Raw genomic sequence first — 19946 nt, forward strand, 5'->3', positions numbered from 1 at the left:
CGAACCTCAGGTCCGCATCTTCTCGCCGCTCGGGTCGAAGGGCGCTTCGACGTTGATGCGGGCCGGCCGGCGGTGTCCGAGGATCTCGATCTCGAACAGTCCGGCACTTTCGTCCTCGGCAAGAGCCGCCGGCACGTAGCCTTGTGCCATCGACTTCTGCACATAATGGGCATAGCCGCCCGACGTGACCCAGCCGACCACGCGCCAGTCGCCATCGACGATCCCGCGCACGGCGGAAGCGCCTTCGGCAGCCTTGGAGCCGCGTATTTCCCTGCCGCCCTTGTCGAAGCGCGGCGCGCCATAGCCATGCGGCTTTTCCACCGTGCCGTAATCCTTGCTGACCTTGGCCCAGATTGGCTCGTCACCCATGACGTCGGCGTCGGCGGCATCGACGATGAAGGAAACGCGGCGCAGTTTCGGACCCTCGGCCTGTTCCTTGGCGGCAGCCTCGCGGCCGATGAAATCGTTCTTCTCGAGCTTGATGAAGCGGTCCATCGCGCCTTCGAACGGTCCGTAGATCGGCCGCAACTCGCGGAACCAGGTCGGAAAATTCTTTTCGAGGCGCATGGAGAGCAGCGCGCGCATGCCGAAATCGACAAGGCCGAATTCCTCGCCGGCGTCCTTGATCGCTTTATAAACCAGGCGCTCGTAGGCCGGCGCCATCCAGATTTCATAGCCGAGGTCGCCGGTGTAGGTGATGCGGTTGACCATGCAGGGCGCCCCGCCAACCGCCATCTCGCGGAAATCCATGAAGCGGAAGGCTTTTGTCGAGACGTCGACATCGACCAGTTTCTGCAGCAAGTCCCGTGATTTCGGCCCGGCGATCGATAGGCCGACCAGGGCCTGGTCGAAGCGGTGGATGCGCACCGTTCCGTCCTTCGGCAGGTGCTTCTCGAACCAGCGCATGTGGTATTTCTGCGCCGCCGAGGAACCCCAGATCATGAAGCGGTCTTCTGCTGCCTTGGCGATGGTGAAGTCGCCGATCAGCTTGCCGAACTCGTTGAGCATCGGCGTCAGCACGATGCGGCGGGTCTTCGGCATGCGGTTGGTCATCAGCCGGTTGAGGAAATCCTCGGCCGCGGGTCCCGAGACTTCGTATTTGGCAAAATTGGCGATCTCGGTGACGCCGACGCGCTCACGCGTGGCGCGCACTTCCTCGCCGATCGGCCCAAAATCGTTGGAGCGGTGGAAGGAGACGATGTCCCTGGGTTCCTTGCCTTCAGGTGCGAACCATAGCGGTGTCTCAAGTCCCCAGCTGTCGCCCATGACGGCATTGTTGGCCAGCATCGTGTCGTAGAGCGGCGTCGTCTGCGCCGGGCGTGCCGCCGGCAGTTCCTCATTGGGGAAGCGGATGGAGAAGCGGCGCGAATAGTTCTCGCGCACCTTGGCGTTGGTGTAGCGCAGGCCGGCCCATTCGCCGAAGCGGGTGACATCCATGCCCCAGACGTCGAAGCCGGGATCGCCATGGACCATCCAGTTCGACAGCGCCAGACCGACACCGCCGCCCTGGCTGAAGCCGGCCATCACGGCGCAGGCGCACCAGAAATTGGTCAGGCCCTGCACCGGGCCGACCAGCGGGTTGCCATCCAGCGCGAAGGTGAAGGGGCCGTTGATGATCTGCTTGATGCCGGCCTTCTCAATGCCGGGAAAATGCTTGAAGCCGATTTCCAGCGAGGGAGCGATGCGGTCAAGGTCGGGCGGCAGCAATTCGTGGCCGAAATCCCAAGGCGTGTTGACCGGCGACCACGGCTTGCAGGCCTTCTCATAGGTGCCGAGCAGGATGCCGTTGCGCTCCTGGCGGGTGTAGATCTCGCCCTTGAAGTCGAGCACGCCGATCATTTCGCGGCCAGTCGACTTGTTGAATTCCTCGACCTCCGGCATCGGCTCGGTGAGCAAATACATGTGCTCCATGGCCAGCACCGGCAGTTCGACGCCGACCATGCGGCCGATTTCGCGCGCCCACAGGCCGCCGCAATTGACGACATGCTCGGCCTTCACCGTGCCCTGTTCTGTGACGACGTTCCAGGTGCCGTCGACCTCCTGCGTCAGCTCGACGACGCGGTTGCGCAGCACGATCTCGGCGCCAAGCTTCTTGGCCGCCTTGGAGTAGGCGATAGTGGTGCCCGAGGGATCGAGATGGCCCTCGACCGGATCCCACATGGCGCCGACGAAGTTGGTCTCGTCCATCAGCGGGAACATCGCCTTGGCCTCGGACGGGGTAATCAGCTCGGTGTCCATGCCGAGATAGCGGCCCTTGGCGTGGGCAAGGCGCAGGAAGTCCATGCGCTCGGGCGTATCGGCCATCATCACGCCGCCGGTCAAATGCAGCGAGCAGGATTGGCCTGATATTTCCTCGATCTCCTTGTAGAGCTGCACCGTATAGGCCTGCAGCTTGGCGACGTTGGGGTCGCCGTTCAGCGTGTGGAAGCCACCCGCCGCATGCCAGGACGAGCCGGAGGTGAGCTCCGAGCGCTCGATCAGCATGATGTCGGTCCAGCCGGCCTTGGCTAGATGGTAGAGAACCGAGCAGCCGACGACGCCGCCGCCGATGACAACCGCTTTTACATGAGATTTCATCTAGATAGGTCCGTTTTTGAAGAGATTGAATCGGGTGAGCGCGGTGTGAAAACAAAGCGGAGGTCGGATGCAGCGATGTTCTCGGCGAGCCTGCCGTCAAGCGCGGCGAGGATGGTTTCACAGACGGAAGTACGGTGTTGCAGGACGTCATGGCTCCAAAGACGCAGGATCGAATAGCCCTCAGCGCGCATGAAGTCGTCGCGTCGGCGGTCATATGAACTGCCGGCGTGTTGGTGTCCGTCGACTTCAACAACAAGCCGTTTTTCGCGGCAGGCGAAGTCTGCGTAGTATGGTTCGATAGGGAACTGTCGCGTGAACTTGTAGCCGCCAAGCTTGCGGGCTTTTAACTCAAGCCAAAGCAGCGCTTCGGCTTGATTATCACCTTGCCTGAGTTTTCTCGCTCGCTGAGTTGTGCCTGTCTTTCGACGACTTCGCATTTCATGAACGGCTTCCCCCACTCCGTCGCCGCTTCGCGACGCCACCTCTCCCCCCTCCGGAGGGAGAGGAAGGGCGCTAGCCGGCATAAGCTCGCGCCTTTCCTCTCCCCCGTCGATCGGGGGAGAGGTGTCGAGTGCAGGACGACTGAGTGGGGGTCGACTGTTCATCAACAACATTGATCAGAAATCGGTCGGCGCGCCGCCCTCGGACCGGCGCTTGTCGACAAAGGCGTTAAGTTCCTCGCGGATGGCCGGGTCCATATAGGGCTCTTCATAGGACGCAAGTCGCTCCTTCCAGACTTTGTTGGCCTTTTCGAGCGCTGTCGGTGAGCCGGCTTCCGCCCAGGTCTCGTAATTGCGCCAGTCGGAGAGGATCGGCGAGTAGAAGGCGGTCTTGTAGCGGTCCTGCGTGTGCTGGGTGCCGAAGAAATGGCCGCCCGGACCAACCGACTGGATGGCGTCGAAGCCGAGCGCCTCTTCGGAAAGGTCGAGCGGGGTCAGGAATTCGGCCACCATCTGCAGCAGGTCGATGTCCAGAATGGTCTTCTCGTAGGAGCAGCGCAGGCCGCCCTCGAGCCAGCCGGCGGCATGCATCATCAGATTGCCGCCGCCCTGGATGGCACCCCACAGGGAGAACACGCTCTCGTATGCCGCCTGCGCGTCGACCGTGTTGGCGGCGCAGGTGTTGGAGGTGCGGTAGGGGATGTTGTAGCGGCGGGCAAGCTGGCCGCCAACGAGCTGCGCCTTCATGTATTCCGGTGTGCCGAAGGCCGGTGAACCGGACTTCATGTCGACATTGGAGGTGAAGCCGCCATAGCCGACGGGGGCGCCCTTGCGCACCATCTGGGCGAAGGCGATGCCGGACAGCGCTTCGGCGTTCTGCTGCACCAGCGCGCCGGCGATGGTGACCGGCGCCATGGCCCCCGAAAGCGTGAACGGCGTCACGACGACGACCTGGCCCTTGCTCGACATCTGGATGATGCCTTCCATCATCGGCACGTCGAGCTTGAGCGGCGAATTGGTGTTGATGATGGTGAAGACGGACGGCTCTTCCAGCATCTGTTCGTGGCTGACGCCGCGCGCGATCCTGGCGATCTCGATGCCGTCGACATTGCGTTCCTTGCCGAGCGAATAGATGTGGAACACCTTGTCGGTGAGCACGCTGAGATCGCGGATGCATTCGAGGTGGCGGACGGACGGATGGATATCGGTCGGCTCGACCGGGTAGCCGCCCGTGCAGTTCAGGATGTTGTGCATCTGCGCGAGTTTTAAGAAGTTGCGGTAGTCCTGCTGGTTGCCGGGCCGGCGGCCGCGATCGATGTCGGAGCAATTGGGCGCCGACGCCATCATCGAAATGATCACATTGTTGCCGCCGAAGCCCACATTGTGAGCCGGGTTGCGGGCATGGATGGTGAACTCCGACGGGCAGTGCGACACCAGTTCGAGGATCATGTCGCTGTCGAAGCGCACCCGCTCTGAGCCGTCGCGCACGTCGGCGCCATGCGCCTTCATGATACTTCGGGCTTCGTCATGCAGCACGTCGACGCCGATTTCGCGCAGCACGCGCAAGGAAGCGAGGTGGATCGATTCCAGCTCGTCGTCCGAGACCAGCCTGGTCGGCGTCAGCGGGTTCTTCAGCTGGCGGAAAGCCGGCTGCTCGAACGCGGCCGAGCCGCTGGCGCGCTTTCCGGCGCGGCCGCCGCGACGGGCGCGATCGCCGGCCAATGCCGGTTCCAGGGGTTGTAGGGCGGCGGTCATGATGGTCCTCGTACGATGCGATAACGGGCGGCATAATGGACCGGCGGCTGTCCAGCCATTGCGGAGGCGGCGACCACTAGGGCGAGGGAAGCGACATGCCGGAACGGCAGGCGCGCGGCTGCGACATCGGCTTGATTGCGTTGGCCCGTTGGCGCAAGCGGATTTCGTCATCCGGCCCTTCCTGTCTCCGGATCGAACCGGTAGCTAAGGTGTGCTGATATTCAGGTGATGCCGGCCTGCGAACAGTGGTTCTCGACTCGGCCTGACCTGAATCTCAACACACCTTATTAATCGGGCTTGCCGGCCTGACGGCCAGCACTTGATATGGATGACCGCATCAGCATGGTCGCGACCGGCTCGAGCGAAGGCGAAGCGGGAACGCAGTGGGCAGCGCTTGCCGGCGTCACCGCGGCGCTGGCCATGTTCGGCGCGGCGCAAGGGCTGAGCTCGCCGCTGTTCACGCTGCTGATGCAGAAGCAAGGCATGTCGCCGGCACTGATCGGCCTGTCGGCGGCGATGATGCCGCTCGGGCTGATTCTGTCGGCTTCGTTCGTGCCGGCGGCGGTGCGGCTGGTCAGTGCACGCAATTTGGCGGTCGGCTCCTCGCTGATCGGCGCGCTCTGCTTCCTCGCGATCGGCTATCTGCAGGATTGGGTGGCCTGGTTCGTCATCCGCTTCATCATCGGCGTGGTCATCAACCCGCTCTACATCCTTGGCGAGGTGTGGGCGCTATCGCTGGCGCCGCCGTCGCGGCGCGGCCGGGTGATGGGCGTGTTCAACACGCTGATGGGCGCCGGCTACGCGGCCGGGCCATTCGCGTTGACCCTGCTGGGCACGTCGGGCTGGGCGCCCTTCCTTGTCGGTGTCGCCGGCTTCACGCTCTGCGCGGTGATCCTGCACGCCGTCTCGTCAAAGCTCACCGGTTTCGAGGATGACGGCCAGCCTGCCAGCGGCCTTGTCGGCTTTGCCAAAATGGCACCGGCGCTGCTGCTTGCCGTGCTGGTCTCGGCGGCGGTGCAGCAGAGCACGTATGCGCTGGTCCCGGTCTTCGGCGCCAGCTATGGTCTGGCCGAAGCCGTGCTGGCCTCGCTGGTGATGGCGCTGTCACTGGGCAACATCCTGCTGCAGATTCCGCTCGGCCTTCTGGCGGAGCGTTTTGGCGGCCGCGCCATGATCATCGTCTGCGCTCTGGCGACCGCCACCTGCGCGGCCCTGCTGCCGTTGCTGATCATGACGCCGCTGATCTGGGTGGTGCTGCTGGTGATGGGCGCAGTCGGCTACGGCGTCTACACAATGGCGCTGGTCGAGCTCGGCAGCCGGTTCAAGGGCTCTGTGCTGGTCGCTGGCAACGCGGCCTTTGCGCTGATGTGGGGCGTCGGCGGTATCGTCGGCCCGCCCGGCGCGGGCCTGCTCATGCAAGGCATCGGCCCGCTCGGCCTGCCGGTCGTGATCGCCGGCCTCGACGCGGTGCTGGTGATGTTCGCGCTGTACCGGTCGTCCGTGCGCCGAACTTCCTGACAAGCCCAAGCTCCTGACAGGCACTGTCTGGAGCAAGCGGTTTTCGCCCGCCAGGGGCTTACCACCACGTTGCTCAATCGCTAATCCTGCAGCCTCGATAGCGGTGCGCACAATGAATTTGGTTGAATCGAACAAGAACGAGACGATGCAATGGGCTGGTATCACCGGTGTGATCGTGACCGTCTCGGTGTTCGCCATCGCGCAAGGGTTGTCCTATCCGCTGCTGAGTTTCATCCTGCAGCGCCAGGGCGTTTCGCCAGCGATGATCGGCTTGTCGGCCGCCATGACGCCGATTGGTTTCATCCTGTCGTCGCCATTGATCCCGGCGCTGGCGCGGCGGTTCGGGGCAGGGCGCACGGCGCTTACCTGTGCGGCCTTTTCGGCTGTCGTGCTGGCGCTGATCGGCTGGACGCAAAATGTCTATCTGTGGTTTCCCCTGCGCTTCCTGATCGGCGTGGTGACCAACCCGCTCTATGTGCTGAGCGAGATCTGGGTCATCGCGCTGGCGCCGCCGGCCCGGCGAGGGCGCGTCATGGGTGTCTATTCGACGATCATCTCGGCCGGTTTCGCGGCCGGGCCACTGTGCCTGCTTGCAGTCGGCACTGAGGGCTGGCCGCCCTTCCTCGTCGGCGTCTCCGCCTTCGTGCTGTGCGGCATCTGCCTGGGCTTGGTGCTGCCGCGTTTGCCCAAGGTCGACGAGGCCGGGCATCAGGTTTCCGTCCTGGGTTTCGTGCCGCTGGCGTGGCTGCTTTTATTTGCCGTCATAGTCGCTGCCGGCTTCGAACAGGGCGCGCTGGCGTTGCTGCCGGTCTATGGCACCCATCACGGCATCACCGAAACCCGCATGTCGGCGCTGCTGTCGGTGATGATTGCTGGCAACATCGCCATGCAGGTGCCACTCGGCCTTTTGGCGGAAAGGCTTTCCGCGCGCCTGGTGCGGCTTGCCTGCGTCGCGATCACGGTGCTCGGCTGCGTCCTGCTTCCGCTTCTCATCGAGTCGCCCCTGATCTGGCCGATGATCTTTGTCTGGGGCGCGGTTTCCTACGGCATCTACACGATGTCGATCATCGAGCTCGGCGAGCGCTTTACCGGCTCGACACTGGTTGCCGGCAATGCCGCCTTCTCGCTGATGTGGGGCGTCGGCGGCATCGCCGTGCCGCCGCTGGCGGGCGGCGCCATGGATATTCTGGGCGCCGGCGGGCTGCCGATCACGCTTGGGGTGCTGTGCCTGGCGCTGGCAATTGCGAGCCTTGCTGGTCGGCGGAAAGCCTCAATTGTGCGCTGAATATTGTGAATATCGATACGGCCTATCAGCGTTGGCTTTTTCAAAGCAACGCGTTTATCGGAGATCTCATGACCAAGCCTGCCACCCAGACGCCGAATTCCGCCCCCATGATCGACGATCCCTTCCTCTGGCTGGAGGACAGGACAGCCACCCAGTCGCTCGACTGGGTGCATCGCCAGAACGAGGTCACCGTTGGCGAGCTGCAGGGTGATCCGTCCTATCAGGCGTCGTTCCAGACCGCGCTCGACCTGATGACGGCCGAGGACAACATCGCGGTTGGCGCCGCCATTGCCGGCCATGTCTATAATTTCTGGCAGGACAAGACCAATGTGCTCGGCCTCTGGCGCCGCACGACGGTCGCTTCCTACAAGACTGAGAAGCCGGAATGGGAAACGATCCTCGACTTCGACCAGCTTGCGGCGAAGGAGGGGATAAAATGGGTTTTTGGCGGCGCCAGCCGGCTCTATCCGGACTTCAATCTCTGCCTGGTCTCGATGTCGCCGGATGGCGGCGACGCCAGCGAGATGCGTGAATTCGACATCGAAACTAAATCGTTCGTAGAAGATGGGTTTCACGCGCGGGCGTCGAAGTCGGGCTTCAGCTGGCTGGACAAAGACACCGTGATTGTTTCCGCCGCGTTCGAAGAGTCCGACAAGACCGACTCCGGTTATCCGCGCGTGATCAAGCTCTGGAAACGCGGCACCAAGCTTGAAGAGGCGACGCCGATCTTCGAGGCGCAGAAAGAGGATCTCGCCGTTGGCGCCGCCGTCGAGTTCGATGGCGACAGACGCTATCTGATCCTGGCCCGGACGCTGAATTTCTTCGCCTCGCACATCTTCCTGCGGCTGCCTTCCGGCGAAAACAAACAGCTGCCGCTGCCGGATGACATGACCGATACGGCAATATTCAGGGATCAGCTCGTGTTCGGCGTGCGCAGCCCATGGACGGCGCCCGACGGCACATTGTGCAAGCCCGACGGCCTTTATTCGCTCGATATCGCGCATTGGGCCGAGACCGGCGCGCTCGGACCTGTGGAAACCTTGTTCGAGCCGGCCTATCGCGTGTCGATCGCCGGCATGGCCCGTACGCAAGACCGCCTGTTCATCAACCTGATGGACAATGTGCGCGGCAAGGTCATCGTCTGCGAGCGCAAGGATGGTAGCTGGTCGCTGAAACCGGTTGCGCTGCCCGAGAACGGCAATGTCGGCATCAGCCATGCCGAGCATTTCGGCTCGACCGTCTCCTTCTCCTTCACCGATTTCCTGACGCCGAGCTCGATCATCTGGTCTGACGACAATGGCGAGACGCTCGCCACCGTGAAGTCGCAGCCGGCGCGTTTCGATGCCTCGCCGCTGATCTCGGAACAGTTCGAGGCGCGGTCGAAGGACGGCACGATGATCCCCTATTTCGTCGTCAGGCGGCGGGGCCAGAAGGGTCCGGTGCCGACGCTGCTCTACGGCTATGGCGGCTTCGAAGTGCCGCTGCTGCCCGGCTATGCCGGCGTGCGCGGCAGGCTGTGGCTGGAAAAGGGCAATGCCTATGTGCAGGCCTGCATCCGCGGCGGCGGCGAGTTCGGCCCGGCCTGGCATCAGGCGGCGCTGAAGGGCAATCGCCAGAACGGATTCGACGATTTCGCAGCGGTCGCGCAGGATGTCGTCAAGCGCGGCATCGCGACAGCAAGCTCACTCGGCATCCAGGGTGGTTCGAATGGCGGCTTGCTGACCGGCGTTTCCTTGACGCAGCATCCCGAGCTTTTCGGCGCCGTCATCATCGAGGTGCCGCTGCTCGACATGCTGCGCTACACCGAATTGCCGCCCGGCGCCTCGTGGATGGCCGAATATGGCGATCCGTCGAAACCGGAAGACGCGAAGTGGCTTTCCGCCTACTCGCCCTACCAGCATGTCGACGCCGCTACCGCCTATCCGCCGGTGCTGTTGACCACCTCGACCGCGGACGACCGGGTCCATCCCGGTCATGCGCGCAAGATGGCCGCCCGCCTGCAGGAAGCCGGTCATGCCAGGACGCTGTTCTTCGAGGAGACCGAGGGCGGTCATGGCGGGCGTGGCGACCGCCGGCCGCAGGCGGCGCAGACGGCGATGAAATATGTCTTCCTGCAGAGGGCGCTGGGCGGGACGGCATAACCGGCAGGCCAAGCGTTGCCGGCGCAAAGGGTGGTTCACCTCGATGATCCTTTGCTCGCTCTGTTGTTTTGACGCAATTCCCTAAGGGGAAAGCGCTATGCGCTTTTCCCAGGAAAACCGTTTCACACTTTTCCTGGAATTGCTTAAGGTGCCAGCCATGGCTCTCGTCAGGATGTTGGTTGACGCATTTGAGGCTCGCGCATTGCGGGTCGCGGTGACACCGTCACCGCGCACGCTGCGCGCCGAGCTTTTGCGGCTGTGTGCCCGCATCGGCTATTCGCCACCTCTCCGCCTCTGAAGCATTCGCCCCGGCTTGCCGGATAGAATCCAGAGGGAAGATCAGACATGACCTATCAGAATTATTCGCTGAAGCAGCTTCAGCAGATCGACGCCGCGCATCATCTGCATCCGTTCACCGACCACAAGGAAATGCGCGGGGCCGGGTCGCGCATCATCACCCATGCCAACGGCCCTTTCATCTACGATTCCGAGGGGGCTGAAATCCTCGACGGCATGGCCGGGCTGTGGTGCGTCAACATCGGCTATGGCCGTGACGAGCTGGCCGAGGCCGCCTATGCCCAGATGAAGGAACTGCCTTACTACAACTCCTTCTTCAAATGCTCGACGCCGACGCCAGTGCTGCTGTCCAAGAAGCTGGCGGAGATCGCGCCGAAGCACGTCAACCAGGTGTTCTATGGTTCGTCGGGCTCGGAGGCCAACGACACGGCGCTACGTCTCGTGCGCCACTATTGGGTGCTGGAAGGCCAGCCGGAGAAGAACCGCATCATCTCGCGCAAGATGGCCTATCACGGCTCGACCGTTGCCGGCACCTCGCTCGGCGGCATGGATGGTATGCACAAGCAGCTCAACGGTGCGGTGCCCAACATCGTCCATGTGATGATGCCCTATGCCTATGAGCTGGCGCTGACTGGCGAGAGCGATCATGATTTCGGCCTGCGCGCGGCCAAGGCCGTCGAGGATGCCATCCTCGAAGCCGGAGCCGACAAGGTTGCCGCCTTTATCGGCGAGCCGGTCATGGGGGCGGGCGGCGTGAAGATACCGCCGGTCGGCTACTGGCCGGAAGTGCAGCGCATCTGCCGCAAATACGATGTCCTGCTGATGCTGGACGAGGTCATCACCGGCTATGGCCGCACCGGCGAGTGGTTCGCCGCCCAGACGCTCGGCATCGAGCCCGACACGATCACCACCGCCAAGGCGCTGACCTCGGGCTATCAGCCGCTGTCGGCATTGCTGGTTGGCGACCGCATCGCCTCGACGCTGGTCGAAAAGGGCGGCGAGTTCAATCACGGCTATACCTATTCCGGGCACCCGGTGGCCTGTGCCGTGGCGCTGAAGAACCTCGAGATCATCGAGCGGGAAGGGCTGGTCGAGCGCGTCCGGAACGATACCGGTCCTTATTTCGCCAAGGCGTTGCAGGAACGCATTGCCGGACATGATCTGGTCGGCGAGGTACGTTCGATCGGACTGATGGGCGCGATCGAGATCGTCAAGGACAAGGCGACCAAGGAACGGTTCCTTCCGGCTGGGAGTGCGGCGGTAACTGTGCGCGACCACGCCATCGCGAATGGCATGATGCTGCGCGCCACCGGCGACACGATGATCCTGTCGCCGCCGCTGATCTGGACCCGCGATACGATCGATATGGCCTGCGACCGCATCTCGAAGGCGCTGGATCTGGCGCAAGCCGATCTTCGCAAGCGGTAGAACTCGACCCCTCGGCTGGGCGCTCCTCGGCGGGAGCGCCCAGCCGTGAGACCATGCTGAAGGGGCGAGGGAACGAATTCCATCACAAGCGCGTAGTGTGTGGGGCAGCGGCTGATTCGGCCGCCACAAGGGGTTATTTCCATGAGAAAGACCGGCAAGAGCCGACGGACGCAAGAAGCGGCCAGCATCGGCGGCGACCTGATGCTGGCGCCGCTGGTGGCGATGATGCGGCTGCCGTTGATGGCCATGGATGGCGGGAGCAGCCAGCCATGGAGCACGGAGACCGCGTGTGCAGTAAACGAGAAGACCGCCGCTATGGCCGAAGGCGCGTTTGCGGCACAAATGTCTTTCCTGCAATCGGCATCGCGGTTCTGGCCGGAACTCTTTTCCGGCCGCACGCCATCGCTGTTCAACGGTGTCGCGGCGGAGCGCTCGATCAGCGCCGCGCTGAAGCCGGCAAGCCGTGCTGTGAAAGCAAATTTTCGGCGGCTGTCCAACAAGACCTGACCGAGGCTGCAGAACTTTGATTTTGCGCATCGAGGAGCGTATGCGCTAGAATCGGTCGGTACGTTACCGATGGGGGACACGATGGCCGGACAACCGCTCAACCAGCCGGCTGAAATTCCAGCCGAACTCGACCGCTGGAACTGGGGCGCCTTCTTCCTCAACTGGATCTGGGGCATCGGCAACAGCACCTTCATCGCGCTGCTGGCGCTGATCCCGGTCGTCAACATCGTCATGATCATCGTGCTGGGCGCACGCGGCAGCCGCTGGGCCTGGCAGAACCGCGCCTGGCGTGACGCGGAACAGTTTCGCAAGACGCAACGCAACTGGGCAATCGCCGGCCTTGCCGTCTGGGTGGTCGGGATCGGCGGCTGCGCGACGATGGTGGGCAGCATTCCCTACGTCCTGAAAGGCAGCGATGCCTATCACATGACGATGGACAGGCTTCGCGCCGACGACCGCGTCAAGGGGGCGTTGGGTTATGATTTGACCGACAGTTTCTGGGTCGGCGGCCAACTCAACGTCAATGCGAATGGGGCTGGTGACGCCCAGTTCGGCATTCCCGTCCACGGCGCCAAGGGCAAGGGCACGGCCTATTCGACCGCTGTCCGGACAGCCGGCACATGGAGCCTGCGCCTGCTGGTCGTCAGGGTCGAAGGAGCCGATGCACCGATCGTGCTGATCAACGAAGATCATGTCCCGATCCCGAATGCGGCAATCGGAATATAGCTGGGAAAAACGCAAAATCGCAGCCTATAGGCGGCGTGACGGCTGACGGTTCGGCTGGCCTTGTGGCCCAACAGGCGGGTGACCTCTGCTGCGCTTCAGACAAGGAAATGTGCTGAAAAGCCGGATGCTGTCTGACAGTATGCGGATGCGTTCATGTGGACCGGTGGCAATTTCATACAAGGGCACGCGCATATGGTGAGTTCTGTTCGTGCGGTCGTGATCGGTGGCGGCTGTGTGGGTGCCGGCATTCTCTACGGCCTGGCAAAGCGCGGCTGGACCGATGTGGCGCTGCTGGAGCGAACACAGCTTACGGCCGGGTCGACATGGCATGCCGCGGGGCTCATCCCCTCTTACGCGCGCAGCCGCAATGTCGGCCGCATGATCGCCAGGTCGATCGAAATCTATGAGGGCCTGGAGGCCGAAACGAGCCAGAACGTCGGCTGGCACAAATGCGGGCAACTGCGCATTGCCAACACGCGCGACAGGCTGGACGAGTACAGAAGCTATATGGACGTCGCCGAAGTCCAGGGTGTGCGAGCCCGGATCGTATCGCCCGCGGAAGCGCGGGAGATCTGGCCGCTGCTCGACAACAACAGCATGCTGGGCGCGCTTTACCATCCCGATGACGGCCACATTGCACCGGCCGATGTCACCCAGGCGATGGCCAAGGGTGCACGCGACCTCGGCGCGAAGATCCATCTTGATACCGAGGTCGTGGGTTTCGAGCGGATGCCGAGCGGCGAGTGGAAGGTCAAGACCTCGCGCGGTGATATCGTTTGCGAACATGTCATCCTTGCGACCGGCAATTACGCACGCCAGACAGGCGCCATGCTGGGCCTGGACATTCCCGCGATCCCGATCCTGCATCAGTACTGGATCACCGAGGCGGTTCCCGAAATTGTGGAACGCAAACGGCTTGGTCTTCCGGAGATGCCGATCCTCAGGGACGAGGGTTACGAGGGCTATCTGCGCGAAGAGGGGGACGGGCTGATGTTCGGTCCCTATGAGCGCACCGAACAGCTCAAGCTGTTCGCCGAAAACGGCGTTCCGGAATGGTTCGGTGCCGATCTGCTCGATGAAGACTTCGACGCTGTGTCCTGGAACTGGGAACGCGCGACCGAACTGGTTCCCGCGCTCGGACGCGCCGGCATCAAGCGGAATGTGCGAGGCCCGTTCCAGATGACGGCCGATGAACTGCCGCTGATGGGGCAGGCGTGGGGCCTGGAGAATGTCTGGCTCGCCGAAGGGGTGCCTGGGGGCATCCTTTGGGGCGGTGCGATTGGCTATTACCTCTCCGAACGGATCGTGGAGGGTGGCAGCAGCATCGACACGGCGGAACTGGATCCCCGCCGGTTCGGCCACTATGCCAACAAGAACTGGACCCGGGCCAAGGTCCGGGAAGCCTGGGGCACCCACGCCGCACAGCACTATCCTGGCCAGGACATGCCGGCGGCGCGACCGCAGAAAACGGCCCCGTCCTATGACCGTCTAAACCAGCTCGGTGCGGTATGGGATGTGTTGAACGGCTGGGAGATGCCGAGCTGGTTTGCGCCTGCCGGTATCGAAGCGCGCAACGTCTACAGCTGGCGCTGGACCCCAAAGGGGAACCACGTCGCCGCAGAGGTCCAGGCTGTCCGCCAGGCCGCTGGCTTGGTCGAGATGACACCCATGACCAAGTTCGAGGTCAGCGGGCCGGGCGCAAGGGACTGGCTCGACGGAATCCTGGCCAACAGGCTGCCGCGTCCCGGTCGTGTCGCTCTTGCCCATCACCTGACGCCGGCCGGCGGCGTGCAGGCCGAGTATGTGGTGGCGCGGCTGCAGCGCGACCTGTTCTACCTCATATCGACGCCGCGCGCCGAGCGCTGGAACCTTGACGATCTCGGCCGGGTGTTGCCGAAAGACGGCAGCGTGCAGCTGCGCAACGTCACCGAGGATCGCGGCAGCTTCACGGTGGTTGGGCCGAAAGCGCGCGACATATTGCAGCCGCTGACGGAGATCGACCTCTCCAACGAGGCCTTCCCATGGTTCAGCGTGCAATCCGGCACCGTCGGCATGGCCAGCGACGTGCGGCTGCTGCGCGTCAACTATTCGGGCGAACTGGGATGGGAACTCTATCATCCGCTCTGCTATCAGCGGCATTTGCTGGATGCGCTCCTGGCATCGGGAGAGGCACACGGGCTGAGGCTGGTCGGACTTCAAGCGCTGGAATCGCTTCGTCTCGATAAATCCTACCGCGCCATGTATCGCGATATGAATCTCGAACTATCTGCCTGGGAAAGCGGCCTCGAGCGCTTCGTCAGTCTCGACAAGGGGGACTTCATCGGCCGGGCGGCACTGGTCGCAAAACAGAAGCAGGTCACACGCCGGATCGCCACGCTGTCGATTGATACGGACGATGCGAGCGCGTTCGCCTTCGAGGGCGTCTACCGCGAAGGCGAACTCGTCGGCCACGTCACGTCGGCAGGCTACTCCTATACTTTTGGTCACGACATCGCACTCGCGCTGCTGCCGCTGGACCTTGTATTGCCCGGTATCGAGCTCGAGGTTTCGATCCTCGGCGAGCGCCGCGCGGCAAAGGTGATCGCCGACTCGCCCTATGATCCGGAAGGCGCCCGCGGGCGCATGTGAGGCATCCCGAAGTTCAATCCGGGTAGGTCGATGTCTCGAAACGTGCTGCAGGGCAAAACGCAAAAACCGCGCTCCATCGGGAACGCGGTTTTGCCAGATACGCATGGCGCTTCGCTACACAAACACTTTGCGAAACTTATGGCACTTGTCGAAACTTACGGGCTCCGGTACGCGAGACCTGATCCGGAGCGCCGGGCGGATGAGATATGTCCGCCTCGCAATCCGTTTTATAGGGACATCGTTACCGCGGAGTTATCGAGAGCTTAAGCAAATCTAAATTTGCATTTTTTTCACCGACGGAAACCGGAAAAACCCGCCAAATCCGTGGGTTACGCTGGGTTACCCCTGAGAAAATTAATTATGCCGGAGAAATCGACGCCGCCATGTCCCTGGGCGTTGAACAAGGCATAGAGCTGAGCTGCTTCGGCACCAAGCGGCGTTACAGCACCCGCACCTTGCGCGGCTTCCTGGGACAACCTCAGGTCTTTCAGCATTAGTGCTGCGGCAAATCCTGGGTTGTAGTCCCTGTTTGCGGGCGAAGTCGGCACCGGCCCGGGCACCGGGCAGTAGGTGGTCAAGGACCAGCATTGGCCGGAGGAGGTCGAGGCGACGTCGAACAGCGCCTGATGCGACAGGCCCAGTTTTTCGGCCAGAACGAAGGCTTCGGCGACACCGATCATCGAAATGCCGAGGATCATGTTGTTGCAGATCTTTGCCGCCTGGCCGGCGCCGTCGCCGCCGCAATGGACGATGCGGCCGGCCATCGGCTTCAGGATCGGCTCGCCAGTTGCAAAGGCGTCATCGGAGCCTCCCGCCATGAAGGTCAGCGTGCCGGCCGCGGCGCCCCCGGTGCCGCCCGAGACGGGCGCATCGATGGACAGTAGGCCGTGCCTGGCGGCAATGGCATGCGCCTTGCGCGCCGATTCGACGTCGATGGTCGAGGAGTCGATGAACAGCGCGCCTTTTTTCGCCTTGGACGCGATGTCCACATAGACCGACAGCACATGCTTGCCCGCAGGCAGCATGGTGATCACCACGTCGGCATCCTTCACCGCGGCCAAGGCATTCGCCATGATCGTCACGCCATGTTCCTTGGCGACGGTGAGGTTTTCCGGCATGAGGTCGAAACCGTTCACCGCATGCCCCGCCTTGACAAGATTGGCAGCCATCGGATTGCCCATGTTCCCGAGGCCGATGAAGGCGATCGTCGTCATTGTCTCTCTCCGAATTTTGGTGATCTCAGCGGCCAATCAGCGCCCGAGCGATGATGACGCGCATGATCTCGTTGGTGCCTTCGAGGATCTGGTGCACGCGCAGGTCCCGCACCAGCTTCTCGATGCCGTAGTCATGCAGGTAGCCGTAGCCGCCGAGTAGTTGCAGCGCATCGTTGGCGACGTTGAAGCCGGTGTCGGTGACGAAGCGCTTGGCCATCGCCGACCATTTGCCGGCATCCGGCGCCTTGCGGTCGAGTTTCGAGGCGGCGGCATAAAGGAAGATACGCGCTGCCTGCAGCTCGGTCTCCATGTCGGCCAGCCTGAATTGCAAAGCCTGAAACTGGTTGATCTTCGAGCCGAAGGCCTTGCGCTCGGCGGTGTGTGAAAGTGCCTTGTCGAGTGCTGACTGCGCGCCGCCCAGCGAACAGGCTGATATGTTCAGCCGGCCGCCGTCTAGACCGGCCATGGCAATGCCGAAGCCGGTGCCTTCGCCGGACAAAAGGTTTTCCGCCGGCACCTTGCAATCCTCGAAGATGACCTGGCGGGTCGACTGCATGTGCCAGCCCATCTTGTGTTCGTTGGCGCCGAAGGAGAGGCCTGGCGCATCTCTGGGCACGACGATGGTGGAAATGCCTTTCGGCCCGTCGGCACCGGTGCGCACCATGACGGCGTAGAGATCGCTGTCGCCGGCGCCCGAGATGAATTGCTTGGTGCCGTTGAGGACATAGTCGCCGCCGCTCTTCACCGCGCGGGTCTTGAGCGCCGCGGCGTCGGAGCCGGAGCCTGGCTCGGTCAGGCAGTAGCTCGCCAGCCATTCCATCGAGGTCAGCTTTGGCAGGAAGCGCTGGCGCTGTTCGTCATTGCCGAAACGGTCGATCATCGAGGCCACCATGTTGTGGATCGAGATGAAGGACGAAAAGGCCGGATCGGCGTGCGAAAGCGCCTCGAAGATCAGCACGGCATCGAGCCGGCCAAGTGCCGAACCGCCGACATCGTCCCTGATATAGATGCCGCCGAGCCCGAGCGGCCCGGTCTCGCGGATCACGTCGGCCGGGAAATGCTTGTTGCGGTCCCAGTCGAGCGCGTTCGGCGCGACTCGGTCGGCGGCGAAGGCCTGCGCCATCTCCTGGATGGCGCGCTGCTCCTCGTTGAGTTCGAACTGGCTGGTGCTCGCATCGACCGCGGCGTCCATGGCGTGCTCCCTAATATCTTCGACCTGTTGGCCTGTCGTTTTTGGCTTTGCGCGCGCACCAATCTAGACCAATGATGCCGCCGCGCAACCCGACCCTCTGCGGAGCGGCTGTGCATCAATGCATGTCCGGAGCACGATGTGACGACAAAATTCGATGAACTGCTGGATCGGTTCCGCGCATACCTTGCGTCCGTGGATCACGCCTTGGTGCGCGATGCCGTGGCGCGGATAGGCTGGGACATGCCGGCCAGCACGCTGGAGCCGCATCCGCTCGCCTGCCTGCGCCATCTCGGTCGCGCCGCCGAACTGGCGCCGCCGGATGCCAAGCCGCTGGTGCAACTGCTTGCCGAGCGTCGGAATGATTTCCGCTGGGGGCAGACCTATGACGAGGCGGACTTCGGAAAAGAGTTCATCGATAATTACGGCTGGCTGGAAGTGTTCGGCACCCGAGGCCACTTCGCCAATGATGCGGTCGCCGCCGGCCTGCTGATCCTTGGACCCGATATCGTCTATCCCGATCACCATCACGTCGCTGAAGAAATCTACATTCCGCTGACCGGCGGCACCGAATGGCGCATGGGCGAGAGCGGCTTTTGCATGCGCACGGCCGGCGAGGTCGTCCACCACGCGTCCAACGTCAATCACGCCATGCGTACAGGCAAAGACCCATTGCTGGCGCTCTACATTTGGCGTGGCGGGCCGCTGGCGCAGAAATCCGACATCACCGGAACCGTGGCGCAGGGCAGGGGCTGATGGCCAAAGCGATCATGCTGCAAGGCACGGGTTCCGATGTCGGCAAGACGGTGCTGGTCGCCGGCCTCTGCCGTGCGGCAAAGAAGCGTGGGTTGAAGGTGCGGCCGTTCAAGCCGCAGAACATGTCGAACAACGCCGCCGTTGCCGATATCCCCGGCGATAAAGCCGGCGGCGGCGAGATCGGCCGCGCGCAATGGCTGCAGGCGATCGCTTGCGGTGTCGCGCCATCGGTTCACATGAACCCGGTGCTGCTGAAGCCGCAGACCGATGTCGGCGCGCAGGTCATCGTGCAGGGCAAAATGTTCGGCGAAGCGCGGGCGCGCGACTACCAGGCCATGAAGGGCCGGCTGATGGATGCCGTGCTGGACTCCTGGGGCAAGGTCTGCGAGGGCGCCGATCTCGTGATCGTCGAGGGCGCCGGCTCGCCGGCCGAGATCAACCTGCGCAGCCGCGACATCGCCAATATGGGCTTTGCCACGCGCGCCGATGTGCCTGTGGTGCTGGTCGGCGACATCGATCGCGGCGGCGTCATCGCTTCGGTCGCCGGCACGCATCTGATCCTGCCGGAAGAGGACCGGCGCATGATCGTCGGCTACCTCATCAACAAGTTCCGCGGCGACGTTTCGCTGTTCGACGACGGCCTGAAGTCGATCGAGACATTTACGGGATGGCGCTGTTTTGGGATCGTACCGTGGCTGAAGGCAGCAGGGCGGTTGCCTTCAGAGGATTCGGTGGTGCTGGAACGGCTGGCGTCCGGCGAAGCGCGCGCGCTGAAGGTGGCCGTGCCGATGCTTGGCCGCATCGCCAATTTCGACGATCTCGACCCGCTCAAGGCCGAACCGCAGGTCGAGGTGGTGTTCGTGCCGCCGGGAAAGCCGCTGCCCGCCGCTGCCGGTCTGGTGGTCATTCCAGGCTCGAAGTCGACCATCGGCGATCTTCTGAAGTTCCGCGAGAACGGCTGGGATCGCGACCTGCTCGCGCACCGCAAGCGCGGCGGCCATGTCGTCGGCATTTGCGGCGGCTTCCAGATGCTCGGCCGTATGGTGCGCGATCCCGACGGCATCGAAGGCAGCATTACCGAAGCCGAAGGGCTCGGCCTGCTCGACGTCGAAACGGTGATGGAACCGGAAAAGACGGTGCGCAACGTCAGCGCCCGTTCGGTACAATACGACCTGCCGCTCGAAGGCTACGAGATCCATCTCGGCCGCACCACCGGACCGGATACGCTGCGGCCTTCCGCCGTCATCGATGGCATCGAGGACGGGGCGGTGTCGGCCGACGGTAAGGTGTTGGGTACCTATATGCATGGCCTGTTCGGCGCTGACGGCTTTCGCGGCAAATTCCTCGAAAGCCTAGGCATCAAGGGCGGCGGCATCGACTATCGGGCCGAAGTCGAGCGGGCGCTGGACGAGGTCGCAGCCGAGTTGGAGACCCATCTCGACTGCGATGCGATTTTTGGGCTGGCGCGGTAATTCCCGGCACAGA

The 19946-nt window shown here is 63.2% G+C and carries 15 protein-coding genes; 10 read left to right on the plus strand and 5 right to left on the minus strand.

Features of this window, described 5'->3' with window-relative positions; all coding sequences use genetic code 11:
* Positions 1-6: 6 nt before the first annotated feature.
* From EOA16_RS13320 to EOA16_RS13330, 3 genes are all read right to left on the minus strand, one after another.
* Positions 7-2577 (minus strand): FAD-dependent oxidoreductase, encoded by a 2571-nt coding sequence (locus EOA16_RS13320; RefSeq protein WP_127258564.1) that lies wholly within the window; start codon positions 2575-2577, stop codon positions 7-9.
* Positions 2574-3059 (minus strand): DUF559 domain-containing protein, encoded by a 486-nt coding sequence (locus EOA16_RS13325; protein ID WP_245455915.1) that lies wholly within the window; start codon positions 3057-3059, stop codon positions 2574-2576. Before EOA16_RS13325 ends, EOA16_RS13320 begins: the two co-directional genes overlap by 4 nt.
* 135 nt (positions 3060-3194) lie before the next feature.
* Complete coding sequence (locus EOA16_RS13330; protein WP_127258566.1) at positions 3195-4772, minus strand: trimethylamine methyltransferase family protein; 1578 nt, start codon at positions 4770-4772, stop codon at positions 3195-3197.
* Positions 4773-5114: 342 nt separating this feature from the next.
* On the opposite strand from EOA16_RS13330, the gene EOA16_RS13335 reads away from it, so the two are divergent.
* The 8 genes from EOA16_RS13335 (at position 5115) to EOA16_RS13370 (ending at position 15302) form a co-directional block, all read left to right on the plus strand.
* Positions 5115-6290 carry an MFS transporter gene (locus EOA16_RS13335; protein ID WP_127258823.1) on the plus strand — a complete coding sequence of 392 codons (1176 nt, stop codon included), beginning with the start codon at positions 5115-5117 and terminating at the stop codon, positions 6288-6290.
* 112 nt (positions 6291-6402) lie between these two features.
* Positions 6403-7575, plus strand: a complete 1173-nt coding sequence (locus tag EOA16_RS13340; protein WP_127258568.1) for an MFS transporter — start codon at positions 6403-6405, stop codon at positions 7573-7575.
* A gap of 68 nt (positions 7576-7643) precedes the next feature.
* The gene (locus EOA16_RS13345; protein ID WP_127258570.1) at positions 7644-9716 is read left to right on the plus strand and encodes a prolyl oligopeptidase family protein; all 2073 of its coding nucleotides are present in this window, start codon (positions 7644-7646) and stop codon (positions 9714-9716) included.
* A gap of 97 nt (positions 9717-9813) precedes the next feature.
* Entirely contained in the window at positions 9814-10014 is a 201-nt protein-coding gene (locus EOA16_RS13350) for a hypothetical protein (RefSeq protein WP_245455916.1), read from the plus strand.
* 47 nt (positions 10015-10061) lie between these two features.
* A complete protein-coding gene (locus EOA16_RS13355) occupies positions 10062-11441 on the plus strand; it encodes an aspartate aminotransferase family protein (protein ID WP_127258572.1) in 1380 nt (459 codons plus the stop codon).
* A 201-nt stretch (positions 11442-11642) separates the two neighbouring features.
* Positions 11643-11948: a hypothetical protein gene (locus EOA16_RS13360; protein WP_245455917.1), complete on the plus strand. Its 306-nt coding sequence runs from the start codon at positions 11643-11645 to the stop codon at positions 11946-11948.
* 81 nt (positions 11949-12029) lie between these two features.
* Positions 12030-12674: a cytochrome c oxidase assembly factor Coa1 family protein gene (locus EOA16_RS13365; protein WP_127258576.1), complete on the plus strand. Its 645-nt coding sequence runs from the start codon at positions 12030-12032 to the stop codon at positions 12672-12674.
* A 192-nt stretch (positions 12675-12866) separates the two neighbouring features.
* Positions 12867-15302: an FAD-dependent oxidoreductase gene (locus EOA16_RS13370; RefSeq protein ID WP_127258578.1), complete on the plus strand. Its 2436-nt coding sequence runs from the start codon at positions 12867-12869 to the stop codon at positions 15300-15302.
* Between the two features lie 329 nt (positions 15303-15631).
* Here the strand turns inward: EOA16_RS13370 and mmsB are convergent, their stop codons facing one another.
* Entirely contained in the window at positions 15632-16516 is an 885-nt protein-coding gene (mmsB, locus tag EOA16_RS13375) for a 3-hydroxyisobutyrate dehydrogenase (RefSeq protein ID WP_127258580.1), read from the minus strand.
* Between the two features lie 25 nt (positions 16517-16541).
* Positions 16542-17708 (minus strand): isobutyryl-CoA dehydrogenase, encoded by a 1167-nt coding sequence (locus EOA16_RS13380; protein ID WP_127258582.1) that lies wholly within the window; start codon positions 17706-17708, stop codon positions 16542-16544.
* Positions 17709-17846: 138 nt separating this feature from the next.
* Here EOA16_RS13380 and EOA16_RS13385 point away from each other — a divergent pair, with 138 nt between their 5' ends.
* Together EOA16_RS13385 and EOA16_RS13390 are read left to right on the plus strand one after the other, a co-directional pair.
* Positions 17847-18461 carry a dimethylsulfonioproprionate lyase family protein gene (locus EOA16_RS13385; protein ID WP_127258584.1) on the plus strand — a complete coding sequence of 205 codons (615 nt, stop codon included), beginning with the start codon at positions 17847-17849 and terminating at the stop codon, positions 18459-18461.
* On the plus strand, positions 18461-19933 hold the full coding sequence (locus tag EOA16_RS13390) for a cobyric acid synthase (RefSeq protein WP_127258585.1): 1473 nt from the start codon (positions 18461-18463) through the stop codon (positions 19931-19933). The genes EOA16_RS13385 and EOA16_RS13390 overlap by 1 nt, the downstream gene beginning before the upstream one ends.
* The last annotated feature ends 13 nt before the right edge of the window (positions 19934-19946 follow it).

The organism is Mesorhizobium sp. M7A.F.Ca.US.008.03.1.1, from assembly GCF_003997495.1.
Lineage (GTDB): Bacteria > Pseudomonadota > Alphaproteobacteria > Rhizobiales > Rhizobiaceae > Mesorhizobium.